The sequence below is a fragment of the Kitasatospora sp. NPDC001175 genome (assembly GCF_053598215.1).
Window position 1 is genome coordinate 1 of the sequence record NZ_JBSFJU010000106.1, and the last position, 17,386, is coordinate 17,386.

The 17,386-nt window shown below is 69.4% G+C and carries 21 protein-coding genes, 1 tRNA gene and 4 pseudogenes; 13 read left to right on the top strand and 13 right to left on the bottom strand.

The window, feature by feature from the left end; all coding sequences use genetic code 11:
• Positions 1-94, bottom strand: a pseudogene (locus ACWDAK_RS37895) (IS5/IS1182 family transposase); the annotation flags it as partial.
• A gap of 494 nt (positions 95-588) precedes the next feature.
• Here ACWDAK_RS37895 and ACWDAK_RS37900 point away from each other — a divergent pair.
• From ACWDAK_RS37900 to ACWDAK_RS37910, 3 genes are all read left to right on the top strand, one after another.
• On the top strand, positions 589-1,116 hold the full coding sequence (locus tag ACWDAK_RS37900) for a SigE family RNA polymerase sigma factor (RefSeq protein ID WP_344641255.1): 528 nt from the start codon (positions 589-591) through the stop codon (positions 1,114-1,116).
• A gap of 24 nt (positions 1,117-1,140) precedes the next feature.
• The gene (locus tag ACWDAK_RS37905) at positions 1,141-2,352 is read left to right on the top strand and encodes a hypothetical protein (protein ID WP_427396024.1); all 1,212 of its coding nucleotides are present in this window, start codon (positions 1,141-1,143) and stop codon (positions 2,350-2,352) included.
• A 183-nt stretch (positions 2,353-2,535) separates the two neighbouring features.
• The gene (locus tag ACWDAK_RS37910) at positions 2,536-2,973 is read left to right on the top strand and encodes a hypothetical protein (RefSeq protein WP_427396023.1); all 438 of its coding nucleotides are present in this window, start codon (positions 2,536-2,538) and stop codon (positions 2,971-2,973) included.
• Positions 2,974-3,184: 211 nt separating this feature from the next.
• On the opposite strand, the gene ACWDAK_RS37915 is transcribed toward ACWDAK_RS37910, so the two are convergent.
• Positions 3,185-3,691 (bottom strand): SigE family RNA polymerase sigma factor, encoded by a 507-nt coding sequence (locus tag ACWDAK_RS37915; protein ID WP_344641252.1) that lies wholly within the window; start codon positions 3,689-3,691, stop codon positions 3,185-3,187.
• Positions 3,692-4,240: 549 nt separating this feature from the next.
• Here ACWDAK_RS37915 and ACWDAK_RS37920 point away from each other — a divergent pair.
• Together ACWDAK_RS37920 and ACWDAK_RS37925 are read left to right on the top strand one after the other, a co-directional pair.
• The gene (locus ACWDAK_RS37920; protein ID WP_427396022.1) at positions 4,241-4,633 is read left to right on the top strand and encodes a hypothetical protein; all 393 of its coding nucleotides are present in this window, start codon (positions 4,241-4,243) and stop codon (positions 4,631-4,633) included.
• A gap of 128 nt (positions 4,634-4,761) precedes the next feature.
• A tRNA-Met gene (locus ACWDAK_RS37925) sits at positions 4,762-4,835 on the top strand.
• Here ACWDAK_RS37925 and ACWDAK_RS37930 read toward each other — a convergent pair.
• On the bottom strand, positions 4,817-5,200 hold the full coding sequence (locus ACWDAK_RS37930) for a zeta toxin family protein (RefSeq protein WP_449806553.1): 384 nt from the start codon (positions 5,198-5,200) through the stop codon (positions 4,817-4,819). The genes ACWDAK_RS37925 and ACWDAK_RS37930 overlap by 19 nt on opposite strands.
• A 59-nt stretch (positions 5,201-5,259) precedes the next feature.
• Between ACWDAK_RS37930 and ACWDAK_RS37935 the strand changes: the two genes are divergently transcribed.
• The gene (locus ACWDAK_RS37935; protein ID WP_427396021.1) at positions 5,260-5,913 is read left to right on the top strand and encodes a DUF7691 family protein; all 654 of its coding nucleotides are present in this window, start codon (positions 5,260-5,262) and stop codon (positions 5,911-5,913) included.
• Between the two features lie 906 nt (positions 5,914-6,819).
• Here the strand turns inward: ACWDAK_RS37935 and ACWDAK_RS37940 are convergent.
• Both ACWDAK_RS37940 and ACWDAK_RS37945 read right to left on the bottom strand, forming a co-directional pair.
• Complete coding sequence (locus ACWDAK_RS37940) at positions 6,820-7,419, bottom strand: cysteine hydrolase family protein (RefSeq protein WP_427396020.1); 600 nt, start codon at positions 7,417-7,419, stop codon at positions 6,820-6,822.
• An 85-nt stretch (positions 7,420-7,504) separates the two neighbouring features.
• On the bottom strand, positions 7,505-8,749 hold the full coding sequence (locus ACWDAK_RS37945; protein WP_427396019.1) for an MFS transporter: 1,245 nt from the start codon (positions 8,747-8,749) through the stop codon (positions 7,505-7,507).
• Positions 8,750-8,887: 138 nt separating this feature from the next.
• Between ACWDAK_RS37945 and ACWDAK_RS37950 the strand changes: the two genes are divergently transcribed.
• Together ACWDAK_RS37950 and ACWDAK_RS37955 are read left to right on the top strand one after the other, a co-directional pair.
• The gene (locus ACWDAK_RS37950) at positions 8,888-9,823 is read left to right on the top strand and encodes a LysR family transcriptional regulator (protein WP_344641247.1); all 936 of its coding nucleotides are present in this window, start codon (positions 8,888-8,890) and stop codon (positions 9,821-9,823) included.
• A 103-nt stretch (positions 9,824-9,926) separates the two neighbouring features.
• Positions 9,927-10,076: pseudogene (locus tag ACWDAK_RS37955) on the top strand (Tn3 family transposase); the annotation flags it as partial.
• Here the strand turns inward: ACWDAK_RS37955 and ACWDAK_RS37960 are convergent.
• The 5 genes and pseudogenes from ACWDAK_RS37960 to ACWDAK_RS37980 all read right to left on the bottom strand — a co-directional run.
• A pseudogene (locus ACWDAK_RS37960) lies at positions 10,063-10,511 on the bottom strand (site-specific integrase); the annotation flags it as partial. The pseudogenes ACWDAK_RS37955 and ACWDAK_RS37960 overlap by 14 nt on opposite strands.
• Before the next feature lie 166 nt (positions 10,512-10,677).
• Complete coding sequence (locus ACWDAK_RS37965) at positions 10,678-11,124, bottom strand: hypothetical protein (RefSeq protein WP_427396018.1); 447 nt, start codon at positions 11,122-11,124, stop codon at positions 10,678-10,680.
• A 9-nt stretch (positions 11,125-11,133) separates the two neighbouring features.
• Positions 11,134-11,283: a hypothetical protein gene (locus ACWDAK_RS37970; protein WP_344641246.1), complete on the bottom strand. Its 150-nt coding sequence runs from the start codon at positions 11,281-11,283 to the stop codon at positions 11,134-11,136.
• Positions 11,284-11,427: 144 nt separating this feature from the next.
• Positions 11,428-11,688: a hypothetical protein gene (locus ACWDAK_RS37975; protein WP_344641245.1), complete on the bottom strand. Its 261-nt coding sequence runs from the start codon at positions 11,686-11,688 to the stop codon at positions 11,428-11,430.
• The gene (locus ACWDAK_RS37980; RefSeq protein ID WP_344641244.1) at positions 11,685-12,035 is read right to left on the bottom strand and encodes a hypothetical protein; all 351 of its coding nucleotides are present in this window, start codon (positions 12,033-12,035) and stop codon (positions 11,685-11,687) included. Before ACWDAK_RS37980 ends, ACWDAK_RS37975 begins: the two co-directional genes overlap by 4 nt.
• An 82-nt stretch (positions 12,036-12,117) precedes the next feature.
• Between ACWDAK_RS37980 and ACWDAK_RS37985 the strand changes: the two are divergent.
• The 3 genes and pseudogenes from ACWDAK_RS37985 to ACWDAK_RS37995 form a co-directional block, all read left to right on the top strand.
• A pseudogene (locus tag ACWDAK_RS37985) lies at positions 12,118-12,361 on the top strand (ATP-binding protein); the annotation flags it as partial.
• A 43-nt stretch (positions 12,362-12,404) separates the two neighbouring features.
• The gene (locus tag ACWDAK_RS37990) at positions 12,405-12,842 is read left to right on the top strand and encodes a hypothetical protein (protein WP_344641243.1); all 438 of its coding nucleotides are present in this window, start codon (positions 12,405-12,407) and stop codon (positions 12,840-12,842) included.
• A 328-nt stretch (positions 12,843-13,170) separates the two neighbouring features.
• Complete coding sequence (locus ACWDAK_RS37995) at positions 13,171-13,950, top strand: IS5 family transposase (protein ID WP_427396017.1); 780 nt, start codon at positions 13,171-13,173, stop codon at positions 13,948-13,950.
• On the opposite strand, the gene ACWDAK_RS38000 is transcribed toward ACWDAK_RS37995, so the two are convergent.
• Both ACWDAK_RS38000 and ACWDAK_RS38005 read right to left on the bottom strand, forming a co-directional pair.
• A complete protein-coding gene (locus ACWDAK_RS38000) occupies positions 13,868-14,413 on the bottom strand; it encodes a hypothetical protein (RefSeq protein WP_344641518.1) in 546 nt (181 codons plus the stop codon). The genes ACWDAK_RS37995 and ACWDAK_RS38000 overlap by 83 nt on opposite strands.
• Positions 14,414-14,813: 400 nt before the next feature.
• Positions 14,814-15,716, bottom strand: a complete 903-nt coding sequence (locus ACWDAK_RS38005; RefSeq protein WP_094222930.1) for a LysR family transcriptional regulator — start codon at positions 15,714-15,716, stop codon at positions 14,814-14,816.
• A 158-nt stretch (positions 15,717-15,874) separates the two neighbouring features.
• Between ACWDAK_RS38005 and ACWDAK_RS38010 the strand changes: the two genes are divergently transcribed.
• Positions 15,875-16,168, top strand: a complete 294-nt coding sequence (locus ACWDAK_RS38010) for a DUF1330 domain-containing protein (RefSeq protein WP_280703198.1) — start codon at positions 15,875-15,877, stop codon at positions 16,166-16,168.
• Between the two features lie 251 nt (positions 16,169-16,419).
• Here the strand turns inward: ACWDAK_RS38010 and ACWDAK_RS38015 are convergent, their stop codons facing one another.
• On the bottom strand, positions 16,420-16,803 hold the full coding sequence (locus ACWDAK_RS38015; RefSeq protein ID WP_427396016.1) for a hypothetical protein: 384 nt from the start codon (positions 16,801-16,803) through the stop codon (positions 16,420-16,422).
• Between ACWDAK_RS38015 and ACWDAK_RS38020 the strand changes: the two genes are divergently transcribed.
• Positions 16,783-17,295 (top strand): hypothetical protein, encoded by a 513-nt coding sequence (locus tag ACWDAK_RS38020; protein WP_427396015.1) that lies wholly within the window; start codon positions 16,783-16,785, stop codon positions 17,293-17,295. The two genes, ACWDAK_RS38015 and ACWDAK_RS38020, sit on opposite strands and share 21 nt — an antisense overlap.
• Positions 17,296-17,386 lie beyond the last annotated feature (91 nt).

Consider the following 17,386-nt stretch of genomic DNA (forward strand, 5'->3'; position numbering starts at 1 on the left):
TCCCTCGCTTCCGACCGACGATCTTCTTCGCGGCGTCGGTTCCCTGGCTGGTCACGGCCACATTGGTGGAGGTCTTCACGCTCTGGGTGTCGATCCACGGGCATCGCGTTCGAGCCGCACCAGTACCGCCACACCTACGCCACCTGGCTGCTGCGACGCGGGGCCGGCCTCGCCCGGATGCTCGGCGTCCACATCCAGATTGCCGTCCAGTGGCAGACGGCGAGCGCTGGAGACTGGGCCGCTTGCGCCGCAGACGTCAGCCGCCGATCAAGCACCACACCGGAGCCCAGCACCTTGGCTGCAAACCCCCCACCTCGCGGGAGTGGCTGATGCGGCATCAACTGAGGGGATGGGCAGCCAGGACACCGGCAGGGACTGTCCGGGCCCTGTCCGGTCGATTCTCCCAGGTCACGACAGCTAACCGGACAGCCCGGACACATCCGTACCGGCGCCGAATTGTCCGGGGGCTCACATCTGAGGATCGCCGAGAGATCGACGCCGTGACCCTCGGACATACTGGCCATGCCTTGAGTACGGATCGTCCAACTGGCCTGGGACGCGACGACAGACACGTCGCGTTAAATAGACATGAAGCATCCATCGACCAGTCCCGGTCCGGCGCAGCCGCCGGACTTCCGGGAGTTCGCGGCCTCGCGAGGGCGTCATCTCCTGCGCACCGCATACCTGTTGACGGGTGGTGACGCACATCTCGCGGAGGACCTCGTACAGGAAGCCCTGGGCAGGATCTACGGACGATGGCGCAAGATAGCCCGGTTGGGGAATCCGGCCGGTTACGCCCAGACCGTGCTGGTCAACACCTTCCTGTCCCACCGCCGGCGGCGGGCGAGCAGTGAGCGGGTGACCGACACCTTTGACGAGGTCGCGGTCAGCGATCCCGACCCCTCACTACGGCTGACCCTGCTACGGGCGTTGAGCGCGCTGCCCCCGCAGGACCGCGCCGTGCTGGTGCTGCGCTTCTGGGAGGACCGCAGCGTCGAGGAGACCGCCGCCGCGCTCCAACTGAGCGCCAGCGGTGTCCGCTCGCGCAGCAGCCGGGCGCTGGAGCGCATCCGCGCTGTCCTCGGCGACCAACTCGACGAGTTCGTCCGTCACTGATCCTCTCAGGAGAGTTCTCCCACCATGCCTTTCGACAACGCCTTCTCCGAACTGCTGCGGGACGCCGCCGATCTCGCCCCCGACACGCCCGGCGACGTGCTCGCCGATGCCGGCGAACGCCTCGGCCGGGGCCGCGTCCTCCGCCGCCGCGCTGCCACGGCCGCCGGCGCGTGCGCCGCGCTGGCGCTGGCCGGTCTGTTCAGCGTCGCCATACAGCCGGGCGGCGTGACCGCACCGGCGGCCAGCCGCCCACGGACCAACCCAGCCATCACCGGCCAATTCATGATCGACACCCTGACCTCCCTGCTCCCTCCCGGCCGGATCGACGACACATACGGCGAGGGCTCCAGCGCCCCGCAGGGCGGCCCCATGGCCCACGTCGCGTACGACGACGGCCACGGCGCCTCGGCGATCACCCTCAGCACCGACTGGGTCGCACTGCCGATCAGTGCGGGGACCCAGGGCACTCAATGCCCGGATCCGACCGAGCGTCCCACCGAAGGCTGTACCCGAACCGTAGGAACGGACGGCTCGATCCTCGTCATCGAGAAGTTCAAGCCCGAGCCCGGTGGCGGCCCCACCTCCACCTGGACCGCGATCTGGACCGGCCCCGACGGCCGCCGCGTCCGCCTCGACGAAATGAACTCCCGCACCGCCGGCCCGCCGCTGACCCGCGCCGAACCCGCCCTGTCTGCCGACCAGTTGGCCGCCGTGGTGAGCAGCCCGGCCTGGAACCCGGTGTTCGAGGTGTTCACCACCTCCACCAACACCCCCGCGAGCCCCCAACTCCCCCTCCCCAGCGCCATCTTGTCTACCGCCGACAGCCTCCTGCCGTCCGGCATCCAGCGCGACCACGGCAGCGCTCCGCAGACCACCCCGGGCATGGCCCACCTCACAGTCACCGTCGACGGGCGGACCAGTCTGCTGTCCATCTCGGTCACGCCCCACTGGATGAAGGACCACAACCCCCGAAGCCTCTTCAACAACCTCGCAACCGGCCAGCAGCTAACCCACACCCAGAACGGCGCCGACGTCATCACGTCGACCTACGGCACCACCAAGAGCTCCCCCACCCCACCCGTCCGCTGGCTCGCCGATGCCCTCCTCCCCGACGGCACCCGAGTCAGCATCTCCGAAAACAACGGCACCACCGGCTACGACGCCCAACCTGGCACCCCGGCCCTGACCCTCGACCAGCTCACCACCCTCGCCACCGCCCCCGCCTGGCAGCAATAACAAGAAGGCCCGACCGCAACGGTCGGGAGCCGTCGCATGGCGGTGGCGGGTGCAGGCAGGGCAGTGAAGACAGTCCAGTCCCTGCGGCAGGATGCAGCGCCCAGCCGAATCGGCCTTCTTCCGTGTGCTCGTCGAGCCGGTCCAGGTCACGACCAGCTGATCGGCGCATCGGGGCACGAAACGATGCCGGACGAGATATCCGGAATCCAGCTGCGGCCCGTCATTTCAGTCTTTCGGGCCGCAGCTGGTCCGGCCTTCTCCTATCGGGACTGGCTCGCCGTCGGGGTCGCCGTCGGAATCGCGGTCGGAGTCGCCGTCGGAATGGGGGTGCCGGGAGCCGTCGGGGTCACCGTCGGAATCGCGGTCGGAGTCGCCGTCGGAATGGGGGTGCCGGGAGCCGTCGGGGTCGCCGTCGGAATCGCGGTCGGAGTCGCCGTCGGAATGGGGGTGCCGGGAACCGTCGGGGTCACCGTCGGAATCGCGGTCGGGATCACCGTCGCAATGGGGGTGCCGGGAGCCGTCGGGGTCACCGTCGGAATCGCGGTCGGGATCACCGTCGGAGTCGCCGTCGGAACGGGCGCGGGGGTGGACGTGGTGGTGGAGGTCGGGGTGGTGGTGTGATGGTCATGGGCGAAGGCGGCGGGAAGGCCCACACCGACTCCGGTGAGGAGCAGGAGGGAGCCGCCTGTCATGAGGGCTGCCCGGGTGCGGCGGCGCGCCCGCACGCCAGCCTGCAGGCGCTCGCGGTGCCGGGGTTCGAAGGGGGTGTGTTCCTGGGTGTCGCGCATCATGCGTGCCAGCTCCTGTTCGAAATGATCCATGTGTTTCTCCCTCACCCCACCGGCTCGCTGACTTCGGTCAGGGCCTGCCGCAGTTTCGCCACCCCGCGCGACGTCAGGGAGCGGGCGGTGCCCACTGGGCAGCCCATCACCTCGGCGACCTGGCGCTCCGGCAGATCCTGGTAGTAGCGCAGGACGACCGCGGCCCGCTGCCGGGCCGACAGGAGGGCGAGTGCGGCCTCCAGCCGGGTGCGTTCCTCCACGACGGCGGCCAGATCCTGACAGCCGGCCGTCTCGGGCAGTTCCTCGGTGGGACGTTCGCCCCACCAGCGCCGACGGGCCGAGCGGGCCGCCGCACGCACCAGAACCTGACGCACGTACGCCTCGGGGGCTTGCCCGGCGACCTTCGGCCAGGCGGACCACAGCTTGAGGAGCCCGTCCTGAAGCAGGTCCTCGGCCCGGTGCCGGTCTCCGCCAGTGAGCAGGCGCGCGAGGTGGAACAGCGCCGACCAGCGAGCCGCGACGAACTCATCGAAACCATCCGCTCGCGACTGCCTCACCCAGCACCGCCTCTCCAACCTCCGAACGCCTGTACCTGTTGAAAGGCACTGGCGCCCGGCCCACTATGCACCTTCTCCCTGTGAACTGGATCACGTGCGAGGAAAGGGTCCCCGGCGCGTATCGCGACACCCATGACTCTCTTGCCGGGTCTACTGCCTCTCGAGAGCGCAGGGTAGAGCGTTCATTTCTCTTCCTACGTCGCTCCGGTCCTGTCGGGCGGCTCTGGGTTCAGACACAGGTAGGCCCGGGCGAACGCGGCCCGCCACAACGGGGCCGCCGTCCACGCCTACCGGCACTGGAGGACCGCGTACCCGCCCACCGGCCACGAGGGCTACCCGCCCGTCGCCCTGGTCCTCACCCCCGGCCGCAAACGCACCCGGCCCGGCACCCCAACGTCACCGCGGACCTGCTGGATCGGCTGCTGACGGACCCAGAGCCCGAGGCCGCCGAGGACGCCGCGGCCAACCCCATGCTGTCGCGGGCCCGGATGGACCGCATCCTCGCCGAGGCCAGCCTCTGACGGCCGCCCCAGGGGCACGGCTCGAACAGTGGCCGGACAGTGGGGGGCAGTCCTCCAGGATCCGGCGGTCGGTCCAGCAGACGCACACGTCGCCAACCTGCGGCTCAGGCCCCGCGGACTCCAGCGCCTTCTTCACCGTCAGGAAGCCGACGCCGTACTTCCGCTGGAGGGCACGGTTCGACAGGCCCCCGAGCGGTGCCCCTTCTTCAAGAGCCGACACCGCCCCTGCCCCGAGGCGCTGGCCGCCAAGATCCAGACCGTCCCGCACTGGGAGTACAGCTGGGCCGTCGCCCAGCCCGGGGGCAGGAACGTCGGCGATCTGGAGAAGCTCGGCAAGGAGGGCTGGGAGGTGGTGGGCCCGGTGAACGCGTACACCGGTGACCGCTGGAACTTCCTCCTCAAGCGCCAACTCGCCGACTGACCGATTCCGGCGGAGGCGAACTCGTCGAACTCCTCGCCGAGGGATGTGAGTTCGGCCTCCGCCGGCCTGCGATCGACGACATTCGGTTTCCCCTACGAAGAACTGTGCCGTAGGGTCGGTGTCACCGACGCGGGGTGGAGCAGCTCGGTAGCTCGCTGGGCTCATAACCCAGAGGTCGCAGGTTCAAATCCTGTCCCCGCTACTCAGTGGTCGCAGGGCCCGGAGGATCAGTCCTCCGGGCCCTGCGCGTTTCCCGGCCGGCGGTCTCGATGCCCGGCCGGTGCGGGAGTCCTCGGCCAGCAGCCGCGTATACCAGGGGTGGGCGGCTTTGTAGAGGTCGCCGCAGATCCGTACCGCACCCCCGCGCCGGGCCAGCGCTGCCTGCATGAGATCGGCGACCTCGGTCTTCCCAGCACCGGGCCACCCGGCTACCAGGACCACCACGGGCACGCCTCCGACAGTGCCCGGGGCGGCCTCTACCGCCGGAGCTGACGCAGCCGAACGGCGGCTCACACTGGGGGCCGCGCCCTTGGACGCCGGTGGGGCGGCACCGGAACCAGCAGGCACTCAAGCGGGCCATGCACCCCGCCTGCCCGGTGTCGGTGGCGGCTGGCATGCTAGCGATCATGAGCCGGATCATCTCGTACAACACTGCCGACAAAGCCGACGTCCTGGGGTTCCTCGGAGCCGCCGGAAGCCTTACGTCCGACCAGCAACGCGTCCTCGGCATGATGCGCGAGAGGGCACAGAGGAGCCAGCTCGAACTCGACCGCCAGGGCATCGACTGGGGCTTGTCCATCCCTGACGCGCTCGACCACCTTCTGGCCGGTCACGCGAGTTCGGACGCCGAGTACGCGGCCGGCGCCTACTATCGCGCTCTCCAGCACATCATCGACTGCAACGCGTCGGATCCCGCCGATCTCGGTGTCTATTCCAAGCCTTCCACCTTCTTCGGCCTGGTTGACGACGAACTGCGCCGCCTGGGCGTGAGTGCCGATCTGCTGCTGCACGACCATCTGTTCTTCGGGCCGCCGGAGGAGATCCCTTTCCACATCCCCTACCCCGTGGACGGCCCGCACATCGGCATGTTCCCCCTGGCCAAGGCCAAGCCCGCTGCCGACGCCTACCGTGCCGTGCTGGACCGCATGGACGAGAGCTTCCGTTACGACGTCCGAGAACTGATCGACAAGCTTGAGTTCGAGCACAACGAATGGGAGTACGCCACGAAGAACATCGACTGGTACACCCAGGACACGATCTTCTTCTCCATCACTGGCTGACCGACCAGGATGCGGCACCCAGGCCGTTCGCTGGCCCCGGGGCCGTTGCCGAGATGTGCCCCCGGCGCTCCTCTCGCCGCCGGCCAGTGGCGCGAAGGCGACCGACGCCTTCAGGACCGGCCGCGCCGACCGACCGGCCATCGCGCATCGACATCGACAGCAAGAGACCGGCACGTGTCGCAGGCCGTCGGCCTCAGCGGGGACCACGAGTACCCGTACCCGGCCAACCCTTCCTGCTCGATGTCCACACTGCAGAGCGTCAACGTGGTCACGACGACATGCTCGACCTCAGTGGCACCGGACTCGTCTACAGCAGCACACCATCGGTCTGTGGTCGGCCGATACGGCGGACGCAGTCACAGGCACAGAAACCAGCGAGAAGCTGATCGACAGCTTGGCGATCGCAGTCGGCATCGCGCGCCTCGTCCACTCCATGTTGCGCCCGATGCAGGTGGCGGCTGGGATCCTGGCGGGCACGGACGATGAGGTGCTGACCCGGGGATCAGCCTGCGCGGGCGGCGATGTCGCAGGTGGGGCGGATCCGCCATGCCCAGCCCGGTGGGTACCAGTGGCCGCCAGGGCCAGCCGGCTGCCAGTGCTCGACCAGCATCGCGCCGGTGTTCTGCCCGCACATCGTGGTCGTCCGGTGCGCCAGATCCCGGACGGCACAGCAGTGAGTGCCGCAATGTGCGCGACGCGGACCACCCAACGGGCAGGGGGCCGACTCTCGGAGACGGCAGCAATTGTCGGTGTCCCAAACGTGACCATGGCCCCATGCTGTCTCGCGGTCCAGCCCGCCGAATCATGTGCAAGGTCCAACTCGACTCCCCCCCGCGGGGGATGGAGACGTTCGGCTTCGACCGGACAGCCACCGACACCCGACCGCCCGCACACCAACCGAGCCCATCACTCGACCCGGAGCAGGGCGTGCAGCTCGGCGCTGTCGACGATGTGGGCCCGTGAGGGGAGGACCCGACTGAGCAGGATGTCGTGGACTTCGGTGTCTGGGTCGGCGACGCCGTCGGACAGGACGTAGAGCTGGTAGTCGCGGTCGGCCGCGTCGATGACGGTGGACAGGACGGCACCGCTGGTACTGATGCCGGAGACGACCAGAGTGGTGATGCCGCGTTCGCGCAGCTGCTGGTCGAGATCGGTGGTGGACATGCCGCCGTAGCGGATCTTGCGCACGATGATGTCGCCGTCCTGGGGAGCCAGGCGCTCGTGGATGGCAGTGGCAGGGTCCTCGTGGTGCATGACACGGTGTCGAGCCAGCGGGGCGAAGGACTTGTTGACGGCGGGGGTCGCGTCCCAGTCGGCCTCGGTGAGGCCGACGCGTACGTAGGCGATGGTGCCGCCCGTTGCGCGAACGTCGGCGATGGCCCCTTCCATGCGACCGAGCAGGGCCTCGCGGTCCCCGTCTTCGGGAAGCGCGGCCAGGATCGCGGGCTGGCAGTCCATGACGAGAAGAGCGGTGTGCGCGGGGTCGAGTGCGGGGGCAGTGCTCATACGGATGTTCTCCTTGCTGATGATGTGCCACGCGTACCGGCGGACCGGCTGCGCCCTGCGGGCTTGAGCGGTGGTTTGCGGTGGGTCATGCGTGGCTGCGGGCCGGTTCCGGCGTGTGCTGCGACGTCTGGTCGCGTCGGGGGAGCAGGAACGGGCTGGCCAGGATGAGCAGTCCCGCGACCGTGAGAGTGGTGCGTGGGCTGGTGACGTCGGCGAGCAGCCCGCCGAGCGCGGTGAGGACGGCGATGGACGCCTGCTGGCCGATCGACCAGGCCGACAGGGTGCGGGCGACGAGGTGCTTGGGCGTGCGTTCGAGCCGGTAGGTGGCGAGCACCGGGGTGTACAGGCTCATGTTGATGATGATCGCCAGCTCGACGGTCATCACGGTGACAAGGCCGACGATGCCGGGGCGGACGAAGGCCAGGCCGATCAGCCAGACGGCGCGCAGGGTGCCGACGGTCCGGAAGACCCGGTGCCGGCCGTAGCGGGCCACGACACAGCGGGCCAGCCGGGAGCCGATGAGTCCGCCGAGACAAGGGGCGGCGAAGGCGAGGCCGTACTGCCAGGGCGGGAACCCGAGCTGGCGCAGGAGGAGCATGGCCAGCAGCGGCTCGGTGGCCATGATCAGACCGGAGACAAGCATGTTGTTGAGGTAGAGCGCCCGCAGACCGGGATCGCCCATGATGTGTCGCCAGCCGTCGAGCAATACGCCCGCCCGAACCGGGCTTTTGTCGGATGGTTGCGGCGCTTCTTCTCTGCCGCGGATCGCGGTGATGCCCAGCGCGGAGAGCAGGTAGCTGAGCGCGTCGGCCACCACGGTGGTGACCGGCCCGAACAGGCTGATCGCCGCCCCGCCCAGCGGTGGCCCGACCGCGATGGAGCTCCAGTTCGTGGACTCGAACCGCGTGTTGGCCACCAGCAGGTCGTCTGGTCGGACGAGGGCCTTGAGGTAGGCGCCGCTGGCCGCGTTGAACGCGATCTTGGCCGCGGTGACCACAGCCGAGATCACGAGCAGCTGGATGAAACCGAGCCAGCCGAGGGCATAGGCGATCGGGATCGTCGCCATGGCCGCGAACCGGGTCAGGTCCATCGCGATCATGACCGGGCGCTTGCGCCGGAACTCCACCCACGGCGCGAGTGGCACCGCGATCAGCGCCCCCACCGCGGGCCCCACCGCGGACAGCGCGGACACCTCGGCGGGGCTGGCGTGCAACACCACCACGGCGATCAGTGGTAATGCCCCGAACCCCAGCCCGGTCCCGTACGCGCTCACCGCGTACGCCGCCCACAGCCAGCCGAACTGCCGGCCCAACGGCCTCCTGCCCACCATGCTCAGCGCGCCCCTTGATGTCCCACTCGAACAAACTGACGTTGACCGGTGAGAGCTAAGCGGGCGACACAACAGCAGGTCAAACAACTACCATGCCTGCTCTCCACAACGATCCGTTGTTCACTAAGGTGGGTCGGCGTGGATCTCGAAGCCGTACGTACCTTCGTCGCCGCCGCGGAAGCGCGCCAGTTCCAGAAGGCCGCCATCGACCTGTCGGTCACCCAACAGGCCGTCTCCAAGCGCATCGCCGCGCTGGAGCGCGACCTCGGCGTGCGGCTGTTCACCCGCACCCCGCGTGGCACCGAGCTCACCATCGACGGGCAGGCGTTCCTGCCCCACGCCCGCGAGCTGCTGCGCATCGCCGAACGCGCCGTCGCCTCCGTGCGCACCGGCCGCCGTCCGCTGCGCGTCGACGTGCTCTCCTCGCGCGGCGCGCAGTCGGGCCTGCTGCGCGGCTTCCACCACGCGCACCCCGACATCGACCTCGACGTGCTGATGCTGTTCGAGATCGAGACGGCCGTCGCCGCCATCCGGTCCGGTGAGATCGACGCGTCCTTCCGCGCCGTCGCCGCGCCCGGCCGGCCCCTTCCCGAGGACATCGAGTCCGTCCGGGTGCTCGACGAGCCGCTCCAGCTCCTCACCGGGCCCGCCCACGCGCTGGCGGGCGCCCGGTCGGTGACCGTCGCCCAGCTCGTCGGGCACCGGATCTGGATGCCCGGCATCGTCCCCGGTACCGAGTGGGGCGCCTACTACGACGACCTCGTCGCCGAGTTCGGCCTCACCATCGAGGCGACCGGCCCCAACTTCGGCTCCGACGCGCTCCTCGACACCATCGCCGACACCCCGGCCCTGGCCACCTTCATGGGCGAGCACACCCGCCTCATCTGGCCCGCCGGCCACGGCCTGCGCCGCATCCCGGTGACCGACCCGACGCCCGTCTACCCGCACTCGCTCCTCTGGCACCGTGACAACCCCCACCCGGCGCTGGCCGCCCTCCGCGGCCACCTCGCCGCGACAGCGGCCGGCCACGACGCCGCCGGGACCTGGAGGCCGGGCTGGGTGATTCCGCGCTGAACGACGCCGCGTTTTCGATCATCACGGCCGGATCGACGGACGGTAACTCGGGGGCAGACGTGGCTATCGGCATGCTCCCGCTCTCCCTCCGTAGGCCTCCACCACCGCGAGCTACAGCGATATCGTCTTCGGCCTGCTCACCCCCGCCGGATACACGTACGCGCCGCAGCTAGCCGACCTGCCCGACCAGAAGATGTGGCGCATCGACCAGCTCGGCCAGCTCTGCCGGGCGCAGGCGGTCAAGGGCGGGCGTCGCCGGGGGCGAGCAGGCTGGTCAGCTCTGAGATCGCCTCCGGGGAAGGCTCGAAGTAGCGGCGGAGGTTCTCCGGCTTCTTGTGCCGGGACTTCGCCATCAGCATCAGCAGCGAGGCGCCCTGCTTGCCGAGGTGCGTTAGTCCAGAGTGGCGGTACTCGTGCAGGTCCCAGCCTGTCCCCGGGCCGCGCAGGGCGGTGTGCTCGTCGAGCAGCGCGCGAGCCTGCCCGTACGACAAGCGGGCCAGGCCCGTGTCCGGGCGGCGGTGGGTGACGAACACCGGCCCGCGGGTTCGGCCCTTGAGAAGCCGGGGCAGCAGCCGGGCGGTGCCGGCGTCCTATACACGGTCTCCAACACGTACTCCTCGCGCGTCGCGCCGCGGTGGCGGACCTTGGGCTGGGCGCCCTTCGCCTTCACCGGGCAGCGGCGGCCAGCGGCTTCGATCTCGTTGCACGCCGACTCCACGGCGAACCTTGAACCTGACTCAATGGCGGCTTCCGAGCCCCGCACCGGTTGCGGTCGCGGCGGCTGCGCCTGCTTGGGTTCCGGCCTCGGTGGCCTCCACACCCCGGATCGGGTGTGCCGCGCGTGGATGATCTGCTCAACGGCAGGCGTCCGGAAGCCCTCCAGGGTCATGTGGCAGTCGTCGAGGCCGAACCACTCGGTCTCCCGAGCGAAAGCCTGCGTGCCGATCCTCACCCGCCGAGCGGTTCCGACGCTGTCGAACCCCACCCGGTGCACGTACCAGCGTCTCATCGTCGACCGGCACGGACACGCCCAGGACCGACTCCACCGCCTCGTCGGCCCACGCCGGGGCCACCTCGCCGTCCAGGTGCAGGCGCAGCCCGCGGGCCTGGCGCACCCACTGGATGTCCACGACAGAGCCCAGCGGTGTGCCGTAGCTGATGCTGGCCTGCTGGCCGCGCGCCTTCAGCCAGGCTGCGGCCGCGGACTTCGCGTACAGGTGGTCGGCGCTGGCAACGTCCCGGGCCCGGAGGCCGCATACGTGCAGGCTGGTCGGGTCGGGGAAGTGCGCGAAGTGGCACACCCGGTCGGTTTAGAGCTTGGTGGTGAGCTGGGCGCCGCAGCCGTCGAGCAGTAGCCCGCACCAGAAGGTGTGCTCGGCGTAGTGCTGGCGGAAGGCGTCCAGCTCGATCGCTTCCAACGGCAGGAGCAGTGGCTCCTCCGACTCCGCGCTGCCCAACACCGCCGTCTGGATACGCCGCTTGTCCCCCGGCAACGACAACCCAACTCGACCCTGACCATGGTCACTTCATCGTGCCATCGCGCCGTGCCGGGCACCGGGGGAACAGCACAAACCCCCCTCAGCCCGGCCCTGCGATGTCGGGGATCAGAGTGCCGGCGGTGGCGTGACCTGGCAGACGACGACAAGCTCCAGGCGCGGAACCACGTAGTAGGCGAGCAGGCCACCGGCGACGTCGAGGTAGCGCATCGGCTCGCCGCTGCCCTGGTAGGAGGTGCCGTCGAGGTAGAGCGCTTCCGCAACGCGGACGAGTTCGGCCGCCCGGTGTTCGACGGCAGCGAGGAAGTCGGCAGGGCAGCCGCCGACGACCTGTCCCTGGTCGGGAAGGTACTCCCAGGTCCAGTTCACCCGGTCACCGCCGCATAAGCGGCGCGATAGAGCTCGGCGACCTGGATGGCATGCTGCCGGCACTCGGCAGCGGTGTCGGCGTGGTTGGCGAGGTAGTTCGCCCGGTGGAAGGCCTGCGCGGTCTCCGGCACCCGCTCGATCTCGACGACGGCGGCCCAGTGGTCCACAAACGAGCGGAGCGGCTGGACACTGCCGGCCTCGATGGCCTCCGCCATCGCCCGGGTCTGCCCATCGATCATCTCCGGAAGCCGGTCCACGGCAACAACCGCCAGCGCGGCCTTCAGCGCGGCCGGGGACTTCTCCGGGCGCGGGATGAGCTCGACCCCATTGGGCACCGGCTGAGTCACGACGGAACTCCTCTCCTCGGGGCGAGGCTACTCCGTACGGTGGCCAGCATCCTCACGTGACCCCACGCGGGACCATCCCCGCGAGCGCGGGGCCGACGAACTGGACCGCCGCGGCGCCGAGATGCTGTTCCAGGTTCTGACGGAAAGGGAGGAGAAGGCCAGCGTGGCCATCGCCTCGAACGAATCGTTCGGAGGTGAAGACCTTCACCGACCCCCGGCTCTGTGCGGCCATCGTGGACCGTCTCACCTTCAACGGCACCATCCTCGAGACCGGCACCGAGTCCTACCGACTCGCCCAGACCAAAGCCAAGCAGCAGCGCCGCTAGGAAATCGAATGGAGATCAACGACACCCCTGGCAGGCTGGGGGCATGGTGTCTCCCGACGATCAAGAACTGAGCGCGGCCATTCAAGCTGCCGACTCGCCGGACTGGTCCGTTCGCGCAGCGGTCGGTCGGCGACTCGCAGCGTCGGACAAGATCGACGAAGTGGCGGACGTCCTCCACCGGCTCCTCTTGGATCTCCGAGACTCCGCGGTCACCCAGGAGACGGCCGAGGCACTGCTCGCACGCAAGGACACCGCTGGCCTCCGCAGCGTGCTCCTGGCCAGCAGCCAGGCTGCCGAGTTCTGGACCATAGATCAGCTTGGGGACGCTCTGGAGTGCAACCCCGAGTGGATGACGACCGAAGGCGCGGACCGGCTGATCCAACAGCTGAATGAGCTCACCGCGGATGACGACGCCGGGGTCCGCGACGAGGCCCAAAGGATCCTCTCGGGTCTGCGTGGCGGTCGACGAGGAAGCCGTTGAGAAGCGATCCGCAAACCCGTCACGGGGCTTGGGAATAGCACGAGTATTCGCGAGTGACCGATTCGGGTGATCTCGGTGTTGTCGCGGCATGAAGACAGGGCCCCTGTACAGCTTGGAGGTTGTCGAGACCGAAAAGCTGCGAGGAGGCCCTGTTGCCGCTTTTGTACGCCGCCGCCGTGGGCGGCGGCAACTCCGCTCCCCAAACGTGTGACTGCCTCGCACACCGGTACGGCAACGCGGGCGACCACGGCGAGCGCGTTCGACGCTACAACAGCGACATGATCGACGCCGAGTGGGCGGCCGTGCGGGACCTGCTGCCGGCGCCGGCGTGGATGAGCGCCGGGGCGGGCGGCCGGAGGGCTACTGCCACCGCCAGACACTCGACGCAATCCGCTACCTCGTCGACAACGGCGTCAAATGGGCCGCGCTGCCCGCCGACTTCCCGCCGTACAAGCGGGTCCACGCCTTCTTCACCCGCTGGCGCGACACCGGCCTGCTGACCGAGTTCCACGACCGGATGCGCGCCGCCGTCCGCACCACGGAGGGCCGCGACCCCGAGCCGACCGCGGCGGTCGTCGACTCCCAGTCGGTCAAGGCCGCGGCCAGCGTGCACAGTGCGACGCGCGGCTACGACGGCGCGAAGAAGATCAACGGCCGCAAGCGACACCTGGTCGTCGACACCCTCGGCCTGCTCCTGATGATCCTGGTCACGCCCGCCGACGCCGGCGACCGGGCCACCGCCGCCGACATGCTCCCCGCACTGAAGGCCAAGTTCCGCCACCTGCACAGGATCTGGGCCGACAGCGGCTACACCGGCGACCTCGTCGCCTGGGCGAAGACCAAGCTCGCCCTGATCGTGGAGATCGTCAAGCGCACCGACGACCTGTCCGGCTTCCGCGTCGTCCCGCGCCGCTGGCTGGCGGAGAGGACGTTCGGCTGGCTCATGCGCACACGCCGCCTCGCCCGCGACTACGAGACCCGCGCCGACAGCGCCCAGGCCGTGATCCTGTGGTCCATGACCATGGTCATGAGTCGGCGCCTCGCCCGCCACCGCCGCCGCCAGGCCCGGAATGGCACCCCGCGGCCCGGGCCCGCCGCCGCGGCATGAACCGGCTCCCGGACCCGTCGACCTCCAGCCAGCCCCGCTCCACCAGCCGCCTCGCCTTCTGCCGCAGGTTCTCCGTCACCGCGGCGACCGGCTCCCGGCCGACCGCGACCGCCACCTCCCGCATGGTCAGGCCGACAACGCCCCGCCCGCCGGACCCTACCGCCTCCACCAACCGACGGTAGTCCGGCGCCAGCGCGTCCACCGGATCCAGACCCTCCCGCCACGCCGGCACCACCGCCCCCTTCGGCGGCACCCGCACCACCGCCCCCTTCGGCCCCGCGACATCCCCGGCCGGGGCAAGCGCCTCGGCCAGCTCCTCCACCGCCACCACCCGACGCTCCAACACCGCCCTCGCCGCCTCCAGCTCACCCTCGAGGCGCTCCAACTCGGCCTCCAGATCCTCCACCCGCGCCCGAGCGGCCTCCCGACGCTCCTCCAGCAATCCCAACGGCGACGGCGGCATCACATACTCCGTTCCGACCTCGACAACCCGACGCCGAAACCCTGCCGCCCAACCCCGCACACCATGCCTGAACAGCGAAAAGTCATATACCGCAAGCGGATTGCGGATGCCTTCTGACTGATATCCAAGGGTCTGTTAGGCAAGTTCGTGGTCTCGGTGCCATCGCGCGCAGTCGGCAGCCCAGTCGGCTCGGGTCCGTTGGAGTGCTTGGTACAGCCGCTCGGCAGGTACCTCGAAGGCGCGTTCGTGCTCAGGCTTTCGGATGCTGATCCGCCGGCGTAGCGAGGTCGTGTCGGACATTCAGCAAGACCGCCGTCGTCGTCATCACCGCGAAGTCCGCCGGGCGCAGGGTCTTCGGCCTCGCCACCGCAGACGTCCGTCCCGCTTGACCTCTTGCGCGTCAGTCCGGCAGCCAGTGCAGCTCGTGCGCAAGGGTTTTGGCGACGGCACGGATGCGGCGGTGTAGTGGCGACTGCTCGCGTGGGAGGACCAGGTGGAACGTCAGGCTGGGCGCGCCCCGCAGCGGTCGCCAGGTGAGACCGGCCGGTTGTGCCGTGGCCGCGGCTTCTCCGGCCGGGGCGAGGGTGACCCCGTCGCGCAGGTCGCGCTGAGACATGTCGAAAGAGACTGCGGGCGTGTGGAATCGGGGGTGTGGTCGGGTGTCTCGGAACAGTGCGGACAGCTGATCGTGGATCACGGGGTTGGCCGCACGGTCCGGGAGTCGCAGCGGATACGCGGCCGCGTCGGCGATCTCGATCTCCGGGTGTTCGGCCAGCGGATGGTGCTGCGCCAGCTGGACCCCGATGCGCGCACGCCGCAGCAGGAACCGGCGCACGCCACGGCCCGGCTGTTCACCTCGGGTGATCCCGGCATCGATGCGGCCGTCGGCGACCGCGGGGGAGATCTCCGGTGTCGCCATCGGGACCGCGCCGACCTCGAGTCCGCTGTTGCCGCGAATCAGCCTGTCCACCAGGGCCGGTGCCGTCTCGGCCCCGGCGCTGAGGCTGTATCCGATGCGCAGCGTGCCCAGTTCACCGGCCGCCGCGCTCCGGGCGGTGTCCCATGCCCGGTCCAGCGCCGCCAGCGCGGGCGGCGCGGACTCCGCCAAAGCCGCACCGGCTGTGGTCAATACGACGCTACGCGTGTTGCGGACCAGCAGGGCCGTACCGAGTTCCGCCTCCAATCGGCGCATCCGGGCGCTGAGTGCGGGCTGTGCGATACCGATCCGTGCGGCCGCGCGGGTGAAGTTCAACTCCTGCGCCAGCACCAGGAAGTACCGCAGGCTCACCGTATCCGGCGCCACGTGCCCTCCCTGCCGATTGATAACGATCCGTTCTGAGTCTATCCCGTACCGGTCTTTCCCTCGACCGCACATCAAGCCCTAACCTGCGCATGCCGGGATCGATCGATCTGAGTGTCAATTCGAAGTCGGACGTGTCCGGCCGAACACAGGAGGTTTCCATGGCTAAGGGCTACTGGGTCAGTGTCTACCCCGCCATTTCCGACCCTGAGAGGCTGACTGCCTACGAGAAGCTGGCCGGTCCGGCTGTCCGGGCTGGGGGCGGGCGCCTCCTGTCCCGTGGCGGTCGAGTCGTCGCCCACGAGGCCGGAATCACGCAACGCGTCGTTCTGATCGAGTTCGACAGCTTTGAACAGGCCGTCGCGGCATACGAGAGCGAGGCATACCAGAAGGCGCTGGTGGCCCTCCCCGACGGCGTCGAGCGCGACTTCCGCATCATCGAAGGCATCGACTGACCGGCAGGCCCAGCCATCGCTGAGCATCCGTCACCTGAAACGCACACGGTGCTGAACGACGACTCACGAGACGAGTTCGAAGCCATGCCCCGCGTCCCAGTTCGTCGTCGACGTCCTCGACGGCCTGATCCCTGTCGGCGGCCCGCCGCGCTACCCAACGTCGAGCAACTTGCCTGACTTGCCTGACACGGCGATCAAGCTCTGACCTGCCACAACGGCGATTCACCCTGGATAAGGCTCGTGCAGGACGGTTAGCCGCGCTCGTAGTGCACGACGGCGTGGCCCAGGTGGTGTTCCACCTTCCGCAGGAAGTCGTCATCCGCGCGGAGGATGAGGGAGTCGGGCGTAAGCGGCTCCAGCTGACCGCCCACACGCTCACCGGGCCGCAGGTCCTTCAGTTTCGGGCCGGGCCAGTAGCGGCCGGCCCTGCCATCAGCGAGCAGGAGTACCGGGGAGCCGACGATTTTGCCGTCTGAGGGCCTGCGGCCGGTCATCTCGACGATCGTCCAGCACGGCTGGGAGGACACCTTGACGAAGCGGGTGCCGTCCATACCGCGGAAGTCCGCCGGCTCCAGAAACTCGCCCGGCGGATGGGGCGCGGCATCGAGTTCATGATGGCGGACCGTCGGCACCACGTATGGAGCGCCTACTTCGACGAAGGCGTCTTCAGCGGCGACCCGATCAGCGCCAACGGCGTGGTGCGCTGGGACAGCGGCGGAAACCAGCAGTGGGGCTACTCACCTCCCAAGGGCGTCCGCCCCATAGACGACGTCTACGCCTTCAACGTCGACGACGGCGTCGCCTGGGCCAGCTACTACAACTACCCGACCTTCCCGCTGCTCGAGGCCCGGACCGACGGGCGCATCCGGCTGCGGAAAACGCCCGTGGTCGCCCCCCGGGGCATGGCCGTGCACGGGGATGAGATCGTCACGCTCGGCGGCAACCGACAGCAAGACCGGCTCCACTGCTGCCACATGACGGAAAGCGAGGTCCTGCTGATCGAAGAGGCGTGCCTCACCTTCCCCAACGGCACACCCCTCAAGCAGTACGCGCGCCCCGTCGGACGAGGACGGCACCTGTACCTGTACGGCAAGACGCGCAGACAGTGGTACGTGATGGAGATTTAGGCCGGCGGACGCTCGCTCCCGGCACGCCTTCGGGGCCCGCTATCTGACCGGCGAGCAGCGGGACTTCCCCGACCCGTCCGCGCTCGACGCC